Source organism: Nocardiopsis oceani (assembly GCF_054777395.1).
In genome coordinates this window covers 22,811-40,501 of the sequence record NZ_BAAHAR010000054.1, presented here as the reverse complement: position 1 = coordinate 40,501, position 17,691 = coordinate 22,811, and the positions used below count along the sequence as shown (strand labels likewise).

The window sequence follows — 17,691 nt, the reverse complement described above, 5'->3', positions numbered from 1 at the left end:
GCCAGACCCCCAACCCACACGAACCCACCTACAACGGTGCACCGAACCGCGCCACCAAGTGCCACACCCGCTTCAACGCCTGCGCCTCAAACCGCCCCGACCGCGCCGCCTCACCCAGAACCCGCGGCGTCAACCACCCACCCACCGCCAACGTCTCCCCCAACTCCACGAACTCCCGCCCCCGATAGGTGGGATGACGCCGCAACTCGCCCACCGACAACCGGAAACCCCCGTGCCACGACACCGCACACCCCAACCCACGCGCCACCTCCTCCACCTCGGTGCCACCAAAACTCGGATCCAACACCAACTCGGCCACGTCCGCGCCCCACCGCACCGGGCCGTGCACCTGCGCCTCCACATACTCGTCCAACACATCCCGGCCCCCACCACCGGCCGCCGCCGCACGCGCCAACTCCACCAACCCCATCCGCTCCCCCACCCCGAACGCCGAAGGCTCGAACGTGCTGTCCGGATAACAGAACGTGGACCGCCCCATCACCGCCTCCCCCAACCGGAAGAAACACGACCCGAACCTCGGCGCCGCACCCACCTGCGAACCCGCCCAGTCCAGCGCCCCATACACCGGCCGCGCACACCCCGGCACCCGGTCATAGGCCCCGCCGAACATGCGGCTCTCCCACCGCCACCGGTCCCCGCCCTCGAACGCGGTCAACCCGCCGTTACTGATCCCGGTCACAAACTGCGACCGGTATACCCCCTCAGCGGCCATGCGCTCCACCACGGTGCGCCCACCCACCAACCGGTCCGGGTGGAAGTTCAACGTCACCGACCACCCCGGAGCGAAACCCCCGCCCCAAGACCGCTCACGCACCCACGCCAACGCCTCCCGCACCGCCGCCTGCCCCACACCCCGGTCGCACCCGCCACCACAACCACGCATGGCACCGATCATGCACCCTCACCCGCACACACCCCCACCCCTTTCTTTCGCGCACCGCCCACCTCACCCCAACCACCCCCACCACACGCCCCGCACCCGTACCCTGCCCCCATGATCATCCGCGTCCTGTGCCGCAACTGCCTCGGACACGGCACCCAGCTCCAGGCACTGCCCTACACCCCACACAACCAACCACCCGCACACACCCTCGTCCCCCGACCCTGCCCTCACTGCCACGGCGACGGACACCACCACCTGACCGCCACCCACCACCCCGCCACCAGAAGGATTTAACCCACCCACCGGATACCGACATGTATACGTAACAGCCCAACACGCCCCACGAAACACCCCACCCGCAGCCTCCTAGGTGCACCCCCACACACACCCCACACCTAGGAGGCGGACATGGCCCGCACCCGCCCACGCACCCTGCCCACCACCCTCACCGCAGCCCTCGCCCTCACCCTGACCGCCACCGCCTGCGCCAACAGCGACCCCGCCGGAGTCGACGACGACACCGTCACCGTCGGCATGATCCACTCCCTCTCCGGCACCATGGCCATCAGCGAAGTCACCGTCCGCGACTCCGTCCAACTCGCCATCGACGAGATCAACGCCGACGGCGGCGTCCTCGGACGCCAGCTCGAACCCGTCATCGAAGACGGAGCCTCCGACGAAGCCACCTTCGCCGAACGCGCCCAAAAACTCCTGCAGTCCGACGACGCCGTCACCGTCTTCGGCGGCTGGACCTCCGCCGCCCGCAAAGCCATGCTCCCCGTCTTCGAACGCGACAACGGCCTGCTCTGGTACCCCGTCCAATACGAAGGCCTCGAAGCCAGCGACAACATCGTCTACACCGGCGCCACCACCAACCAGCAGATCATCCCCGCCCTGGACTACCTACGAGAACAAGGCCACACCAGCCTCTACCTGGTCGGCTCCGACTACGTCTTCCCCCGCACCGCCAACCAGATCATCACCGCCTACGCCGACCACCACGACATGGAGATCATCGACGAGGAATACACCCCACTCGGCCACACCGAATACGCCACCATCACCAACGACATCGCCCGCACCCAACCCGACGCCGTCTTCAACACCCTCAACGGCGACTCCAACGTCAGCTTCTTCCAACAACTCCAATCAGCCGGAGTCGACGCCGACACCACCCCCGTCCTCAGCGTCAGCCTCGCCGAAGAAGAAGTCGAAGGCATCGGCACCACCAACATCGCCGGCCACCTCACCGCCTGGAACTACTACCAAACCCTCGACACCGAACCCAACACCGGCTTCGTCGAAGCCTTCACCGACACCTACGGGCAAGACCGCGTCACCTCCGACCCCATGCAATCCGCCTACAACGGCGTCTACCTCTGGAAAGAAGCCGTCGAAGCCGCCGACAGCTTCGACGTCGACGACGTCCGCGCCGCCCTCGACGGCATCACCATCGACGCCCCCGAAGGCACCATCACCATCGACGGCGACACCCAACACGTCGTCAAAACCGCCCGCGTCGGCCAGGTCAACGACGAAGGACTCATCGACGAGATCTGGACCTCCCAAGACCCCATCACCCCCGACCCCTACCTGAACGAATACGACTGGGCCACCGACCTCACCGGCTAAACCACCGCGCCCGACACCACCCGCGCCCCGACACCGAAAGGAGCAGCGGTGGAAGCCGTCCTCAACCAACTCCCCGTCGGCCTGGCCATCGGCGCCGTCCTCCTCCTGGCCGCCCTCGGCCTCAACTTCACCTTCGGCCAAATGGGCGTCATCAACATGGCCCACGGCGAACTCATCATGATCGGCGCCTACACCGCCTACGTCCTGCACGCCTGGATCGGCCTCAACCCCGCCTACGCACTCCTGATCGCCCTACCCGTCGCCTTCACCATCACCGGAACCCTGGGCTGGCTCCTCGAACTCAGCGTCATCCGCCACTTCTACGGACGACCACTCGACACCCTCCTACTCACCTTCGGCATCGGCATGATCCTCCAACAAGCCGCCCGCGACACCTTCGGCGCACCCAACGTCGACGTCCCCACACCCCCCTGGCTCACCGGAGGCATCACCCTCTTCGGCGACATCCGCGTCCACTACTCCCGCCTATTCATCCTCGCCCTCGCCCTCACCTGCGTCATCGCCATCGCCTACTACCTGCACCGCTCCCGCCAAGGCCGACAGATGCGCGCCGTCATCCACAACCGCCAACTCGCCGCCGTCTCCGGCATCAACACCCGCAAAGTCGACGCCACCACCTTCTTCATCGGCTCCGGCCTGGCCGGCATCGCCGGCGTCGCCCTCACCCTCATCGGCCCCACCGGACCCACCCTCGGCACCAACTACATCGTCGACGCCTTCCTCGTCGTCGTCATCGGCGGCCTCGGACAACTCCGCGGCACCATCCTGGCCGCCTTCACCCTAGGAATCCTCAACGCCACCGTCGAAGCCTGGGCCGACGCCTCCCTGGCCAAACTCATCGTCTTCGCCGCCATCGTCGCCTTCCTCCAAGCCCGACCCCAAGGACTCTTCACCGTCAAGACCAGGGCACTCACATGACCCACACCACCGACACCACACCCACCCCACTCACCCGCCTACGCGGCCCCGCCACCTTCCTCGCCCTGCTCGCCGCCGCCCTCCTCATCCTCCCCCTCATCCTGGAACCCTTCCGCCTCAACCTCCTCGCCCAATACCTGTGCTACGCCATCGTCGCCCTCGGCATCGCCCTGGCCTGGGGCCGCGGCGGCATGCTCACCCTCGGCCACGGCGTCTACTTCGGCCTCGGCGCCTACGCCATAGCCATGCACCTCACCCTGGCCAACGCCGCCCAAGACCCCCTCAACACCAGCGGACTCCCCCAATTCATGGTCTGGTCCGGACTCACCGAACTCCCCTGGATCTGGCAACCCTTCACCAGCGCCACCATCGCCATCACCGCCGCCATCACCGTCCCCGGAGCCGTCGCCGCCCTCCTCGGCTGGTCCGTCTTCCGCCAACGCGTCCGCGGCGCCTACTTCGCCATCCTCAACCAAGCCCTCGCCGCCGCCTTCGTCATCCTCCTCATCGGCCAACAACACCTCACCGGCGGCACCAACGGACTCACCGACTTCCCCGTCTTCGCCGGACACTCCCTCTACACCCCCACCGCCCAAACCACCCTCTACATCCTCACCGTCCTCACCCTGGCCGCCACCTACCTCCTCTTCCGCCACATCACCCTCAGCCGCTACGGACAACTCCTCACCGCCATCCGCGACGGCGAAGACCGCGTCCGCTACCTCGGCTACAACCCCACCTGGGCCAAAACCCTCGCCTACGCCCTCTCCGCCATGGCCGCCGGCGCCGCAGGAGCCCTCTTCGTCCCCGTCATGGGCATCATCTCCCCCGCCCTCATCGGCGTCATCCCCTCCATCATGATGGTCCTCGCCGTCGCCATCGGAGGCCGCTACTCCCTCGCAGGAGCCGCCCTCGGCGCCCTCCTCATCAACGCCGCCCAAACCACCTTCTCCGAGAACTTCGCCGACGGCTGGACCTACCTCCAAGGCGCCCTCTTCATCATCGTCATCGCCCTCGCACCCCAAGGCCTGGCCGGACTCACCCGACAACTCACCGACACCCTCCACCACCGGCGCCACCAACACCGCACCCCCGCACCGCAGGAGACCACCGGGAGCACCCCATGACCCTGCTCGACATCCGCGACCTCACCGTCACCTTCGGCGACTTCACCGCCCTCGACCACATCAACCTCACCCTCAACGAAGGCGACCTACGCTTCCTCATCGGCCCCAACGGCGCCGGCAAAACCACCCTCATCGACGCCATCACCGGCCGCACCCCACCCACCTCCGGCACCCTCACCTTCAACAACACCCCCCTCAACGGCATGGCCGAACACCACATCGTCCGCACCGGCATCGGCCGCACCTTCCAAACCAGCGTCGTCTTCACCGACCTCACCGTCGCCGACAACGTCGACCTCGCCGCCTCCCACCACCTCCGCCCCTGGCAACTCCTACGCCGACGCCGCACCCTGCCCGACACCGTCACCCACATCCTCGACCGCGTCGGCCTGACCCCCCACACCCGCGCCAAAGCCGCCACCCTCTCCCACGGCCAACGCCAATGGCTCGAAATCGCCATGCTCCTCGCCCAACAACCCCGACTCCTCCTCCTCGACGAACCCGTCGCCGGCATGAACACCGACGAACGCACACGCACCGGCGACCTCCTCACCGAAATCGCCACCGACCACACCATCATCGTCATCGAACACGACATGGACTTCCTCCGCCGCTACGCCCGCGAAGTCACCGTCCTCCACGAAGGCCGCATCCTCACCCACGGCGACGTCCACACCGTCCAACAAGACCCCCGCGTCCAAGAGGTCTACCTCGGCCGCACCCCCCAGAAAGCCACCACATGACCACACCCCACCTACACATCCAAGGCCTCAACGCCGGCTACGGCCGCGCCCACGTCCTCTTCGACATCGACCTCACCATCAACCCCGGCACCATCGCCTGCATCATGGGCCGCAACGGCGTCGGCAAAACCACCCTGCTCAACACCATCGCCGGACTCATCACCCCCACCACCGGCACCATCACCCACAACGGCACCGACATCACCCACCACCCACCCCACAAACGCACCCGCCGCGGCATCGCCTACGCACCCCAAGGCCACGACACCTTCGCACCCCTCACCGTCGCCGAAAACCTCCACCTCACCCACCAAGCCACCGGCCGCAGCGCAACCCACCCCATCGACACCGCCCTCACCCGCTTCCCCCGACTCCACCCCCTCCTGCACCGCAAAGCCGGACACCTCTCCGGCGGACAAGCCCAACAACTCGCCATCGCCCGCGCCCTGGTCACCAACCCCGACCTGCTCATCCTCGACGAACCCACCGAAGGCATCCAGCCCAACATCGTCGCCGAAATCGAAACCGCCATCACCGACACCGCCGCCCAAGGCACCACCATCCTGCTCGTCGAGCAGTACCTGGACGTAGCCCTACGCCTGGCCGACACCGTCACCGTCATCGACGCCGGCCGCATCATCCACACCGGCCCCCGCACCGACCTCACCCACGACAGCGCCCACGCCCTCATGGCCATCTGAGCCCACACACAAGAAAGGGGCCCGCCCCACCGGACGAACCCCACACCCCAAACACACAGACGCTCACGGCAACCGCAACCACCCCGTCAACACCCGCAAACCCCCACCCGACTCCAACCGCTCCACAGCCGCACGCTCCAACCGCGTCCGCCTCGGCGCCCGAGCCACATCCACCGACGGCATCCCGAACACGAACCGGAACACATCCGATTCTCCCGGCGACCCCTCACCCACCAACTCAAACCGGCGCTGGAACCGCACAATGTTGGACCCCTCCCCCAACACCTCGCCCCACCACGGATCCAACAACCACGACGTACACGTAGCCACCACCGGATCGATCCCCAAATGATCCCGCGCGAACCCCCGGGCCCGACCCAACGCACCATCCACCGCCACCGGATCCAGCCCACCCGACGGGATGTGCAACCGCAGCACCGGATCACCCACACCCATCCCCGGGCCCAACCCCGCGGCCTCCTCCTCCGAAAACCACCGCACCGGCCCCTGATCCACCAACACCGCCGGCTCCAGCTGCAAACCCCCCACCCAGAACAACCGGCCCCGCAACTGCGCCGCCACCCACGCCGCCGTCTCCACACTCAACCGGCCGAACAACCACCGCGACCGCGCCACCTGCACACCCACGTCAGCCAGCGTCGCCACCGTCACCGAACGATCGATCCCCCACCGCCCATGCCGCGCCAACTGCTCAGGCACCATCGCGGCGAACGCCCACAACGACGCCACCCGCACCCGCGGATCCTCAGCCTCCACCAACGTCGGCCACGGTCTGAACACCCCCACCGGCAGATCAACATCAGCCCACAACCGCCGGTACATACACCCCACCAGGTGCCACAACTCCTCCGGCCACTCCCCACCAGGCCCCCCAGAACCCGGCCACAAAGCCTCCACCTCAGCCCGGTCCCGATCAGCCAGCGCGAACATGTCCAACACCTCAGCCGCCGCCGCCCCCGACGGCACCTTCAACCCCACACCCGGCTCAGGCAACTCCTCAGCAGCCGCCAACCACGACCGCACACCCTCGTCCAACCCGAACCGTTCCACTACACGAGCGCTATCCATCCGCACATCATGGCCCAACCCCCAACACACACGCCAGGTGAGACCTGATCCACACGTGGGCATAGTCTTGGCTTAACCCACCAAACAACACACGCGCACACCGAAGAGGAACCCCACCGATGTCCGACCCAGCGCAACTCCTGCGCGACTGGATCGCCACCTACAACACCCCCACCACGTCGGTGGCACACCTCCTCTGCGACCGCCACGACCCCAGCACCGTCGCCACCACCGAAATCGGCCCCACCCTCGAGCCCACCACCCTCACCTTCGGCCAACTCCGCGAAAGCTCCCAAACCCTCGCCGCCGGACTCGCCACCCAAGGCATCACCCAAGGCGACCGCATCGCCACCCTCATCCCCAAAGGCGTCGACCTCACCGTCACCGCCCTGGCCACCTGGCGCCTGGGAGCCGTCCTCGTCCCCCTCCTCTCCTCCTTCGCACCCTCAGCCATCACCCAACGCCTCACCGACTCCGGCGCCAAGATGGTCATCTGCGAAGACGAATACCGCACCAAACTCGACCCCGGCCCCCACCTCACCACCCCACCCACCTGGCACATCGCCACCACAGGCACCCAACCCCTACGCGAAGGCGACCACACCCTCACCAGCCTCAGCCAACACCCCCCACACACCACCCCCGCAGCAGTCGGCGGCCACAACGACATCGCCACCGTCTACGTCTCCAACCTCATCGGCCCACCCCGCGGCGTCCGCGTCCCCGCCCGCGCCCTGTCGGCCATGCACGCCTACCACCACTTCGGCCTCGGCGTAGAAGACGACGACGTCTACTGGAACACAGCAGACCCCGGCTCCGCCTACGGCCTCTACCACGGCCTCATCTCACCCCTCCTGGCCGGACACAACTCCCTCGCCCTGCGTGCAGGCTTCTTCGACCCCGAACTCACCCTCGACGTCCTGGGCCTCCACCAAGTCACCAACTTCGCCTCCGACCCCACCACCTACCGCACCCTGCGCGCAGCCACCAAGACACTGCCGCCCGAAGTCATCGTCCAGCGCATGGCCAGCGCCGGCGAACCCCTCGCCCCCGACGTCATCGACTGGGCCACCGACCTCTTCGGCGTCCCCGTACGCGACCACTACGGCCAGACCGAACTCGGCTGGTGCGCCGGACTCCCCAACGGCGACCACGGCGACCCCACCGCCACCGCACCCCCCGGAGCCATCGGCCCGGCCCTACCCGGCTGGGACATCCAGGTCCTGGAAGCCATCACCGACGAACCCGCACCCCTGGGCGCCTACGGCCGCATCGCCATCGACCGCGACCACAGCCCCCTGGACTGGTTCGAGGGCTACCTCGGCTACGAGAACACCATCGACATCCGGTTCACCCCCGAGCGGACCTACCACCTCACCGGGGACACCGGCATCATGGACCGCCAAGGCAACCTGCACTTCTCCACCCGCGACGACGGCGCCATCATCACCCGCAGCTACCGCATCGGTCCCACCGAGGTCGAAGCCGTCCTCAACGACCACCCCGCGGTCGACGAGTGCGGCGTCTACGCCATCCCCGACGACATCGCCGGACACCTCGTCGGCGCCCGCGTGGTCCTGACCGAAGACCACACCGGCTCCCCCGAACTGGCCGAAGAACTCCGAGACTGGGTCCGCACCGGCTTCGCACCCCACGCCGAACCCCACTCCGTGGACTTCGTCGAGGAACTCCCCCGCACCGCCTCCGGAAAGATGCGCCGGACCCGCCTGCGCTGACCGAGCGCACCCGTCCACGCAGCCCGAGAGCCCCTGCCCCGGCCCTGGCGCGCTCCCCCCGGGACCACACAGATCCCACCCCCGAGCCGCACGGTCCTGGGCCGTTCACGGGGTGATGGACGCGGGAGGTCTCCTCCCAGCCACGTGGGCACCTACCTGCAAGCCCGTGGCTTCAGCCACGGGCAGTCGACTACTGTCCTCTGCGGCCGAGGCGCACCGTCGGGTCTGGCGTGGCCGGGCGGGGCCAGACGCGCATGATCGGACCGTCCGCCGCGGGTGGCGTGCGCCGACCGTTCGACCCCGGCCGCCCGCGGCGGGCGCGATCAGTCCAGGGTCTCGGTGGTGGCCGCGACCAGTTCGTCGATCCGGGCGGCCAGAGCCATGTCCTTTTCGGTGACCGCCCCCTCGGAGTGGGTGCTCAGGGTCAGGTGCACCGTGTTGTAGCGGATGTCGATGTCGGGATGATGGTCGGCCTGTTCGGCGGCCTGGGCGATCTCGTTGACCAGCGCCACGGCGGCCAGGAAGCCGGGCAGCCGTACGGTGCGGCGCACGTGGACCTGCTCGGGATCCCATTCCCAGTCGGTGAGCCGGGTCAGGCCGTCCTTGATCTGCTCTTCGTTGAGCTGAGGCATGCTCTCCCCCATCGGTGCCGGTTACGGGGCCAATCCGTGATTGGCCGGTTCCGGCCCGTACCTACCCCGCGGCCCGGGCGATTGATCCGAGTGGCACGGGAGGAATGGCACCTGTGTGGCGGGTGCGGCGTTAGCCGCTCCTTTGAGCAGTGGGTTTTAACTAAAAACTACGTCACCTTTACACCGTAGATTTATATATACCAACATCAGACCGCGGCGACCCCGCAGCAAACTGCCCCCGAACCCCGCGCTCTCGCCTTTCCGAGTCACTCCGGGTCTTGCCAAACCCCTCCCCAGGACGATTAGCTCTGTGGAACTCCGGCCCATCCCCCACAGGCGGCCCCCACTCACGCCCGCCACTCCCCCGGAAGCGAACCCATGCCCCATGCCAAGCGCCGGTCGCTACGCACCCGCATGATCACCCTGGTGCTCATCCCCAGCACCGCGCTACTCGCCCTCTGGGCGGTCTTCACCACCGTCCTGGCCACCGACATCCGCGACCTGCGCGGCACCGCCAACCTCACCGAAGAGGTCGGCAAGCCCGTCGTCGACGTCATCGACCACCTCCAACAGGAACGGCACGCCACCACCGCCGCCACCGATCAGCCCAACAGCAGCAACAACGAACGCCTCAGCCAGGCCCGCCAGGAGACCGACCAGGCCGTACAAGCCCTTGGTGGGTCCCTGAGCGAGTTCGACGGCGCCGCCCTACCCCAGCAGGCCCTGGACTTCCAGGTCGCCCTGAACGGCCTCGGACAGCACCGCCACGACGTGGCCACCCTGGACCACGAAGCGGACGTCATCGAGGAAGCGGCCCTGCCCTATGACCGACTCATCGAATCCGGCATCCGAGTGTGGGACTCCGCGGCCGAACGCGCCGACCCCGCACTCGTCCCCCATCTGCGCTCCCTGACCTCCCTGATGCGCGCACGCGAACTCCTCAACCAACAGGACACGATCCTGGCGCACGCCGTGGCCACCGACACCTTCACCCCCCAGGCCCACGCCCGGTTCGCCTCCGCCGCCGGAGCCCAACAGCACACCTGGTCCCGCGTGGACGCCGAACTCGGCGAGGAACGCGGCGAGGACTACGAGGAGCTGGCCGGCTCTTTCCAGCTGGAGAACGTCACCCTCCTCCAAGAGACCGTCATCGGCACACCCTCCAGCGGCACCGGCGCACGCGTGCCCGTCAACGCACAGACTTGGCTCGGCGCCGCCGAGGCCCTGGACGCGCGCATGCGCGAGGTCGAACAAGGGCGGATGGAACGCGTGGTCGAGCTGGGCCGCAGCCAGGCCACCGACCTGCTGCGCGGCGCGCTGGTGATCAGTGTCCCCGCGCTGTTGGCGGCCCTGGCCTCCACCCTGGTGGCGGTGGCCGGCTCGCAGCGGTTGGGGCGGCGGCTCCAGGAGTTGCGCACCGAAACCCTGCACTACGCGCGGGTGCGGCTGCCCGAGGTGACCGCCCGGCTGCGTGGGGGCGGCAGTGTGGAGGTGGACACCGAAGCTCCCCGGTTGGCGGTGGCCGAACGCGACGAACTCGGCCAGGTCGCCGAGGCCTTCAACGACGCCCAGCGGGCCGCGGTGACGGCCGCCGTGGAGGAGGCCCAGGTGCGGGCCGGGGTGCGCAACATGTTCCGCAATATCGGTCGCCGTACCCAGTCGCTGGTGCACCGGCAGTTGGCGCTGCTGGACCGGTTGGAGCGCGGTGAGACCGACCCCCAGGCGTTGGAGTCCCTGTACCGGATCGACCATTTCAGTACCCAGATGCGGCGCAACGCCGAGAACCTGATGCTGCTCAGCGGCGACCGGCCGGCCCGGCGCAGCGCGGCCACGGTCGGGTTGCACGAGTCCGTGCGGGCCGCGGCCAGTGAGATCGAGGACTACGCGCGGGTGCGGGTGCTGTCCCTGCCCCAGGTGGCGCTGCACGGTACGGCGGGCTCGGATCTGGTGCGGCTGGTCGCCGAGTTGTTGGAGAACGCCGCGTCCTTCTCCCCTCCGGGTATCGAGGTGACGGTGGGCGGCAGGTCGGTGGAGGGCGGTTGGTGCCTGGTGGAGGTGGAGGACCGGGGGTTGGGCATGACGTCGAGCCAGTTGGAGTCGGCCAACGCGCTGCTGGCCGATCCGCCCCGATTCGATCTGGCCCGGATGCGTGAGGACTCGCAGCTGGGGCTGTTCGTGGTCGCCACGATCGCGGGGCGCCACGGGTTCGAGGTGCGGCTGCGTGCCTCCCCTTTCCTGGGCACGCGTGCTTCCGTGCGGATCCCGGGGTCGGTCGTGGCGGAGCGGACCGGGGACACCGGTCCGCTGCTGCGGTCGGAGCTGGTGGGCAGCACGGGGCCGAACCCGGAGGTTCCGGAGCGGGCGCCGCGGGGACCACTCCCCTCCCCCGCAGCGGAGGGTGGGACCTACAAGGGGCTGCCGCGGCGTCGGCGCCGGAGTGGGGTCGGCGGCGGGGCCGAGCCTTCGGGCGGTTCGTCCTCGGGCCCGGGAGGGCCCTCGATGCCTGCCGATTCCTCTGGGGGTTCGGAGGACGCGCAGAACAGCAACCGGAACAGGGCCACCGGTGGGCAGCGTTCGCTGTCGGAGATCCGGTCGATGATGAGTGCCTTCCAGGCCGGGACGGAGCGCGGTCGCGCTGAGTCCGCCGACGCGGAGGGCGAGGAGGGTGTCCCCGAGCGGGGGGCGCACCACGACGAGAGTGCGGAAGGGTGATGTCGATGTCGGCGGGCGCTGCTGCGGAAGGCCGGGTCGCGGGGCAGGAGGCCGAGGGCGGGTCCCCGGCGCAGAGGTTGGACTGGTTGATGGGTGATCTGGTGGAGCGGGTGGCGGGGGCGCGGCACGCGTTGCTGTTGTCCGCGGACGGGTTGCTGTTGTCGTCCTCGCCCGGGGTGGGGCGTGACGAGGGTGAGCGGTTGGCGGCGATCGCGTCGGGGTTCGCGAGTCTGGCGCGGGGGGCGCGGTCGCAGCTGGGTGCGAGTGAGGTGCGTCAGACGGTGGTGGAGATGGACCGTGTGTTCTTCTTCGTGTTGCCCGCGGGCCAGGGTGCGCAGTTGGCGTTGGTGGCTGAGTCGTCCTGTGACATGGGGCAGGCGGCTTTCGAGGTGAACCGGTTGGTGCGTCAGGTGGGACCGTACTTGTCGGCGCTGCCGCGGGCCGGGGGTGGTGGTTCGTGAGCGCGTTGCCGCCGGAGCAGGGGTGGTCCGCGGAGTCGAGTCTGATTCGGCCGTATTCGTTGACGGGGGGTCGTACGCGGCCTTCGCGGTCGGATTTCTCGATGACCTCGCAGGTGGTGGCGGTGCCTTCGGTGGAGCCGTCGGAGATGGACGCGGAGTTGGAGTTGATCTTGTCGGTGTGCGTGCGGCCGGTGTCGGTGGCGGAGGTGGCGTCGCGGTCGGGTTTTCCGTTGGGGGTGTTACGGGTTCTGTTGGCCGATCTGTTGGATCAGGGGCGTGTGATGGTGCATACCTCGGATTGGGAGCGGCAACGGCCGGATGCGCAGACGCTGCGTACTGTGCTGGACCGTATTCGGGAGCTGTGAAGTGGTGGAGATGGGAGGTTCGGTGGCCTCGAGCGCGGGGAGTGCGGTCCCGGACACGTTGAAGATCGTGGTCGCTGGGGGTTTCGGGGCTGGTAAGACCACGCTGGTGTCGGCGTTGAGCGAGGTGGAGGCCTTGCACACCGAGGAGGTGATGACGTCGGAGAGTGTGGGTGTGGATGACCTGGAGGGGGTGGAGTCCAAGGCGACCACGACGGTGGCGTTGGATTTCGGCCGGGTGACGTTGGACGAGCACACGGTGGTGTATCTGTTCGGGACGCCGGGGCAGCGGCGGTTCTCGTTCATGTGGGAGGAGTTGGCGCAGGGGGCTCTGGGCGCGGTGGTGTTGGCTGACACGCGCCGGTTGGCGGATTCCTTCGACGCTATCGATTTCTTCGAGTCGCGCCGGGTGCCGTTCGTGGTGGCGGTGAACTGTTTCGACGGTCAGCGCACGCATCGGGCGGAGGACGTGCGGGTGGCGTTGGACGTGGCCGAGGGGGTGCCGCTGTTGCTGTGTGATGCGCGGGAGCGGGAGTCGGTCAAGGAGGTCGTGGTGGAGTTGGTGTCTTTGGTGCTGCGGTTGGAGCTGTCGGGTGCGTAGGTGAGCGGCTTCAGGGGTCCAGGTCGGGTTTATGTATCCGATCCTTCGACTTCTTGTTGAGGGTTTTGTTGTCTCGCCCCGGAGGCACTGCCAAGAAGTCTCAAATGTACGTTTTTACTACGGGTGTCGTGCGCGGCGCAGGTAGCTGAGGTGGTCGGCGACCGGGCCGAGGGTGAGCATGCCGGTCTGGGCTCCGGCCAGTTCCTGGGCGGCGTGGGTGAGCGCGCGCTCGGCGCGGCGCATCACCGTGTGGTCGCCCAGGACCAGGGCAGCGCGGGCGGTGAGGCACCATCGGGTTTCCATGAGCAGGTCGCGGGGTGGATCGGGGGTGTGGGCCAGGGCGGCGGCCGCCTCCGAGCGCCGGTTCTGGGCGAGCAGGACGAGGGGGCGGACCCAGGGTTCGTGGGGCCCGTAGTCGACGCCCGGAGCAGCGGGGGCAGGTTGGCGGTGGTACAGGCGCAAGCACAGCAGGGCCAGGGGTTCGATCCCGTGTTCGAGTCCCGGCATGCCCGCCCCGTGCAGTCGGGCGGTGGCCTCGCGGTAGCCGTTCTCGGCCTCGTGCAGCGGGGTGTGGGAGGCCGCAGCGGTGCGCAGCGCCCCGTAAAGGCCGGTGAACACCTCCACGAGCGGGCGTTCGTGGCGGGTGGCCAACCGGTCGGCGCTTCGGGCATGGTGGTCGGCGGCGGGCCAGTCGGCCAGGGCTGAGCGGGACTGCAACCCGATGAGGTGTCCCAGGATCTGGAAGTTGACCAGGTCGTGTCGGGTGGCCAGGGTGAGCAGTTCGGTGGCCACGGCGTCGCGCTCGGGTGCCAGTCCGGTGCGGTGGAAGGTCTGCATGTAGCGGGCGTTGAGGGCGAAGGCGAGCAGGACGGGGTCACCCAACTGGCGGGCGAGGTGTTCGGCTTCGGTGGCGGCGTGGGTAGCGCGGGGGTCCTGTGTGCCGCGGGATTCCAGGGCGATCGTGGCCAGGAGGCGGGTGCGGGCCGCTTCGCTGCCCCTGGCGGGTAGGGCGGCCAGGACGCGTTCGGAGGCGGCGACCACGCGTTCGGACTGTTCGGGGTCGTCCACGCGGGTCCAGTTGGCGGGCACGTCGTAGGCGCCGATGACGCGGGCGGTCAGGTGGGGGTCGTTGAGTTCTTCGGCGGCGGTGATCGCGGCCAGGCGTTGGGCTCTGGCGGTTTGGAGGCCCTCTCCCCCAGTGACGGCGAGGTCGCGCAGGAGGCCGACGGTGGAGTGGAGCCGGGCGTGGGCGCCGGGCGTGACGGTGCGTTGGTAGGCGTCGGCTGCCCGTGCCCAGAGCTGTTCGGGGCCGGGGGCGGTGTCCGGTGTGCGGGTCTCGGGTGGGGCGGGGGTGAGGTGGTCGGCCTGGTGGAGGATGTCGTCCTCCAGGCGGCGCAGAGCGGGACCGGGGTCCACGCCGAGTTGGTCGATGAGCAGGGTGCGGGCCCGGCGTAGGACGGCGAGGGCTTCGCCTTGGCGGCTGGTGCGGTACAGGGCCAGGGCGAGTAGGCGCCAGGCGTCCTCGCGCCAGGGGTGTTCGGCTACGTGTGCGTCCAGGTCGGGGATGGCTTGGGCGGCCTGTCCCAGGTCCAGGCGGGTCTGGGCGAGGTGTTCTAGAGCGTGCAGGCGCAGTTCGCTCAGGCGGGCGCGTTCGGTACGGGCCCAGGGGGCGTCGGCGAAGTCGGCATAGGCGGGGCCGCGCCAGGAGTCCAGGGCCTGGTGGAGTCGGGTGCGGGCGTCCTGGGGAGGCAGGGTGCGGGCTTGGGTGAGGCGCTGTTCGAAGCGCCAGGCGTCGACGGAGTCGGGTGCGGCGTGCAGCGCGTAGCCGGGTCCTTGGGTGGTGAGCACGTGGGCGGGGGTGCGGGGTGGGCGGTCGGGTTCCAGGGCTCGTCGTAGGGCGGCGACGAAGGTGCGCACGGCGTTGGTGGCGCCGGCGGGTGGGGCGCCTTGCCAGAGGTCGTCGATGAGGAGTTCGAGGGGGACGACGCGGCGGCGGGCGAGGATGAGGCAGGCCAGGACGGCGCGGTGGCGGGGTCCTTTGAGGGCCAGGGGTGTTCCGTTCCGGTCCCAGGCCGTGACGGGGCCGAGTACCCCGAATTCCACCCGCATCGGAGCCCCCTGTATCCGTGTCGTCCCGGCGGTGTGATGGTCCGCTGGGGATCCCCCGTGTGTGGTCCGGCCATGGCCGCGGGCGGGGATCCCAGGTCACCGTACAGCGCGGGCCGTGTGCTCATCGGTTGCTCATTCGGGCGCGCCAGGCTGGGGGTCTTCCCAGCGAGAGAAGGAGTGAAGGTGTCATGGCGCCGGTGATCGAGGGTTTCGCGTACGAGCGGGTGCGTGTGGGCCGGGACGTGTCGTTGAACGTGGCGGTCGGGGGGTCGGGGCCGCCGGTCGTGCTGTTGCACGGGTTCCCGCAGACGCACCTGATGTGGCGGCACGTGGCCACCGACTTGGCGATGGACCACACGGTGCTCTGTCCGGACCTGCGCGGGTACGGGGCCAGTGACAAACCGGCGGAGTCCGGGCCCGAGGTGTACTCCAAGAGGACCATGGGCGCGGACGTGGTGGAGTTGGCCCGGGCTCTGGGGCATGAGCGTTTCGCGTTGGCCGGGCACGACCGCGGTGCGCTGGTGGCGATCCGGACCGGGCTGGATCACCCTGGGGCCGTGACACATCTGGCCAGTCTGGACGTTCTGCCGACCCCGGACATGTGGGAGGCGATGCGGGGGGTGGGTGCCGCCGTGGGTTTCCACCTGTACCTGATGGCGCAGGCCCCGGGGTTGCCCGAGCAGATGATCGGGGCCAGCGCGGACGCGTTCTTCGGACACTTCCTGGACGTTTGGGCCAGTGCCCCGGGGGCCATCCCCGCACCGGTGCGCCAGGCCTATCTGGACGCCTGTCGTGGGGCGGTGCCCTCGATCGTGGCCGACTACCGGGCCTCGGCCGGGATCGACCTCGAACACGATGAGGCCGACCGTGCCGCCGGTCGGCGCCTGTCGATGCCGGTGACGGTGCTGCAGCAGGACTGGGGTGCGGCGCTGGGCTTCGACGCGGCCGCGCTGTGGGAGGGGTGGGCGGTGGACCTGCGCCATTCCACGGTCTCCAGCGGGCACTTCATGGCCGAGGAGGACCCGACGGGTGTGGTCAAGGAGCTGCGGGCGCTGTTGGCCCGCTGACCTGTCCGGGGGTTGGGGTCCGGTCCTCGCTGCCCTGGCCCCCGGTGGAGGTTCAGTCGTGGTCGCGGCGGGTGCCGCGCCGGTCCACGGGGACGATCATCGGGGTGTGGGTCTCGGGGTCGCCGATGATGCGCACCGGCAGGCCGAAGACCTTCTCGACGAGGTCGGCGGTGACCACGGTGGCCGGTTCGCCCTCGGCGACGATGGCGCCGTCCTGCATGACGATCAGGTGGGTGGCGTAGCGGCAGGCGTGGTTGAGGTCGTGCAGGACCGCCACGAGGGTGTGGCCGCGTTCGGCGTGCAGGTCGGCGCACAGGTCGAGCATGTCCATCTGGTGGGCGATGTCGAGGTAGGTGGTGGGTTCGTCCAGCAGCAGCAAGGGTGTCTGCTGGGCCAGGACCATGGCCAGCCACACGCGCTGGCGCTGGCCGCCGGAGAGTTCGTCTACGGAGCGGTCGGCCAGGGCTGTGACGCCGGTGGACTCCATGGCTTCGGCCACCACCGCCTCGTCGTGGGTGGACCACTGGCGCAGGAAGCTTTGGTGGGGGAAGCGGCCGCGGGCGACCAGGTCGGCCACGCCGATGCCGTCGGGGGCGATGGAGGACTGCGGGAGCAGGCCCAGGCGGCGGGCGACCTCCTTGGCCGGGTAGGAGCTGATGACCTGGCCGTCGAGCAGGACGTTGCCCTGGGCGGGTTTGAGGGTGCGTGACAGGGCGCGCAGCAGGGTGGACTTGCCGCAGGCGTTGGGGCCGACGATCACCGTGAAGGAGTTGTCGGGGATGTGCACGGCCAGCTCTCGGGAGATGACGCGCTGGTCGTAGGCCAGGGTGAGGTCCTGGCCGTTGAGGCGGGTGCTGGCGTCGTCGGTCATGCGCT

16 protein-coding genes are annotated in these 17,691 nt (G+C 69.0%); 11 read left to right on the top strand and 5 right to left on the bottom strand.

All coding sequences use genetic code 11. From position 1 onward, the window contains the following. Positions 1-28 precede the first annotated feature (28 nt). Positions 29-904 (bottom strand): DUF3626 domain-containing protein, encoded by an 876-nt coding sequence (locus ACYVDG_RS27765; RefSeq protein ID WP_460760426.1) that lies wholly within the window; start codon positions 902-904, stop codon positions 29-31. A gap of 408 nt (positions 905-1,312) precedes the next feature. On the opposite strand from ACYVDG_RS27765, the gene urtA reads away from it, so the two are divergent. The 5 genes from urtA to ACYVDG_RS27740 are packed head-to-tail and all read left to right on the top strand — an operon-like array spanning position 1,313 to position 6,046. Continuing rightward, positions 1,313-2,536, top strand: coding sequence for an urea ABC transporter substrate-binding protein (gene urtA, locus ACYVDG_RS27760; RefSeq protein WP_460760423.1), 1,224 nt, complete (start codon positions 1,313-1,315; stop codon positions 2,534-2,536). 48 nt (positions 2,537-2,584) lie between these two features. Beyond that, the gene (urtB, locus tag ACYVDG_RS27755; RefSeq protein ID WP_460760418.1) at positions 2,585-3,475 is read left to right on the top strand and encodes an urea ABC transporter permease subunit UrtB; all 891 of its coding nucleotides are present in this window, start codon (positions 2,585-2,587) and stop codon (positions 3,473-3,475) included. Beyond that, positions 3,472-4,602, top strand: a complete 1,131-nt coding sequence (gene urtC / locus ACYVDG_RS27750; protein WP_460760413.1) for an urea ABC transporter permease subunit UrtC — start codon at positions 3,472-3,474, stop codon at positions 4,600-4,602. Before urtB ends, urtC begins: the two co-directional genes overlap by 4 nt. Continuing rightward, the gene (urtD, locus tag ACYVDG_RS27745) at positions 4,599-5,345 is read left to right on the top strand and encodes an urea ABC transporter ATP-binding protein UrtD (RefSeq protein WP_460760408.1); all 747 of its coding nucleotides are present in this window, start codon (positions 4,599-4,601) and stop codon (positions 5,343-5,345) included. The genes urtC and urtD overlap by 4 nt, the downstream gene beginning before the upstream one ends. Then, positions 5,342-6,046: an ABC transporter ATP-binding protein gene (locus ACYVDG_RS27740; protein ID WP_460760402.1), complete on the top strand. Its 705-nt coding sequence runs from the start codon at positions 5,342-5,344 to the stop codon at positions 6,044-6,046. Before urtD ends, ACYVDG_RS27740 begins: the two co-directional genes overlap by 4 nt. A gap of 63 nt (positions 6,047-6,109) precedes the next feature. Here ACYVDG_RS27740 and ACYVDG_RS27735 read toward each other — a convergent pair whose 3' ends face one another. Further along, entirely contained in the window at positions 6,110-7,135 is a 1,026-nt protein-coding gene (locus tag ACYVDG_RS27735; protein WP_460760397.1) for an acyltransferase domain-containing protein, read from the bottom strand. Between the two features lie 119 nt (positions 7,136-7,254). On the opposite strand from ACYVDG_RS27735, the gene ACYVDG_RS27730 reads away from it, so the two are divergent. Continuing rightward, positions 7,255-8,871: an AMP-binding protein gene (locus ACYVDG_RS27730; protein ID WP_460760392.1), complete on the top strand. Its 1,617-nt coding sequence runs from the start codon at positions 7,255-7,257 to the stop codon at positions 8,869-8,871. 323 nt (positions 8,872-9,194) lie between these two features. Here ACYVDG_RS27730 and ACYVDG_RS27725 read toward each other — a convergent pair whose 3' ends face one another. Then, positions 9,195-9,503 carry a 4a-hydroxytetrahydrobiopterin dehydratase gene (locus ACYVDG_RS27725; RefSeq protein ID WP_460760389.1) on the bottom strand — a complete coding sequence of 103 codons (309 nt, stop codon included), beginning with the start codon at positions 9,501-9,503 and terminating at the stop codon, positions 9,195-9,197. A gap of 378 nt (positions 9,504-9,881) precedes the next feature. Here ACYVDG_RS27725 and ACYVDG_RS27720 point away from each other — a divergent pair, with 378 nt between their 5' ends. Genes ACYVDG_RS27720 through ACYVDG_RS27705 form a run of 4 tightly spaced genes read left to right on the top strand, consistent with a single transcriptional unit; the run spans position 9,882 to position 13,639 of the window. Continuing rightward, positions 9,882-12,215, top strand: coding sequence for a sensor histidine kinase (locus tag ACYVDG_RS27720; RefSeq protein WP_460760386.1), 2,334 nt, complete (start codon positions 9,882-9,884; stop codon positions 12,213-12,215). Continuing rightward, positions 12,215-12,676, top strand: a complete 462-nt coding sequence (locus ACYVDG_RS27715) for a roadblock/LC7 domain-containing protein (protein WP_460760381.1) — start codon at positions 12,215-12,217, stop codon at positions 12,674-12,676. The genes ACYVDG_RS27720 and ACYVDG_RS27715 overlap by 1 nt, the downstream gene beginning before the upstream one ends. After that, positions 12,673-13,041, top strand: coding sequence for a DUF742 domain-containing protein (locus ACYVDG_RS27710; protein ID WP_460760376.1), 369 nt, complete (start codon positions 12,673-12,675; stop codon positions 13,039-13,041). Before ACYVDG_RS27715 ends, ACYVDG_RS27710 begins: the two co-directional genes overlap by 4 nt. Before the next feature lie 10 nt (positions 13,042-13,051). Next, a complete protein-coding gene (locus ACYVDG_RS27705) occupies positions 13,052-13,639 on the top strand; it encodes a GTP-binding protein (protein WP_460760484.1) in 588 nt (195 codons plus the stop codon). A gap of 117 nt (positions 13,640-13,756) precedes the next feature. Here the strand turns inward: ACYVDG_RS27705 and ACYVDG_RS27700 are convergent, their stop codons facing one another. Continuing rightward, positions 13,757-15,748, bottom strand: a complete 1,992-nt coding sequence (locus ACYVDG_RS27700; RefSeq protein WP_460760371.1) for an AfsR/SARP family transcriptional regulator — start codon at positions 15,746-15,748, stop codon at positions 13,757-13,759. A gap of 188 nt (positions 15,749-15,936) precedes the next feature. Between ACYVDG_RS27700 and ACYVDG_RS27695 the strand changes: the two genes are divergently transcribed. Further along, on the top strand, positions 15,937-16,815 hold the full coding sequence (locus ACYVDG_RS27695; RefSeq protein ID WP_460760368.1) for an alpha/beta fold hydrolase: 879 nt from the start codon (positions 15,937-15,939) through the stop codon (positions 16,813-16,815). 52 nt (positions 16,816-16,867) lie between these two features. Here ACYVDG_RS27695 and ACYVDG_RS27690 read toward each other — a convergent pair whose 3' ends face one another. Further along, positions 16,868-17,686, bottom strand: a complete 819-nt coding sequence (locus ACYVDG_RS27690) for an ABC transporter ATP-binding protein (RefSeq protein WP_460760365.1) — start codon at positions 17,684-17,686, stop codon at positions 16,868-16,870. Positions 17,687-17,691: the final 5 nt, after the last annotated feature.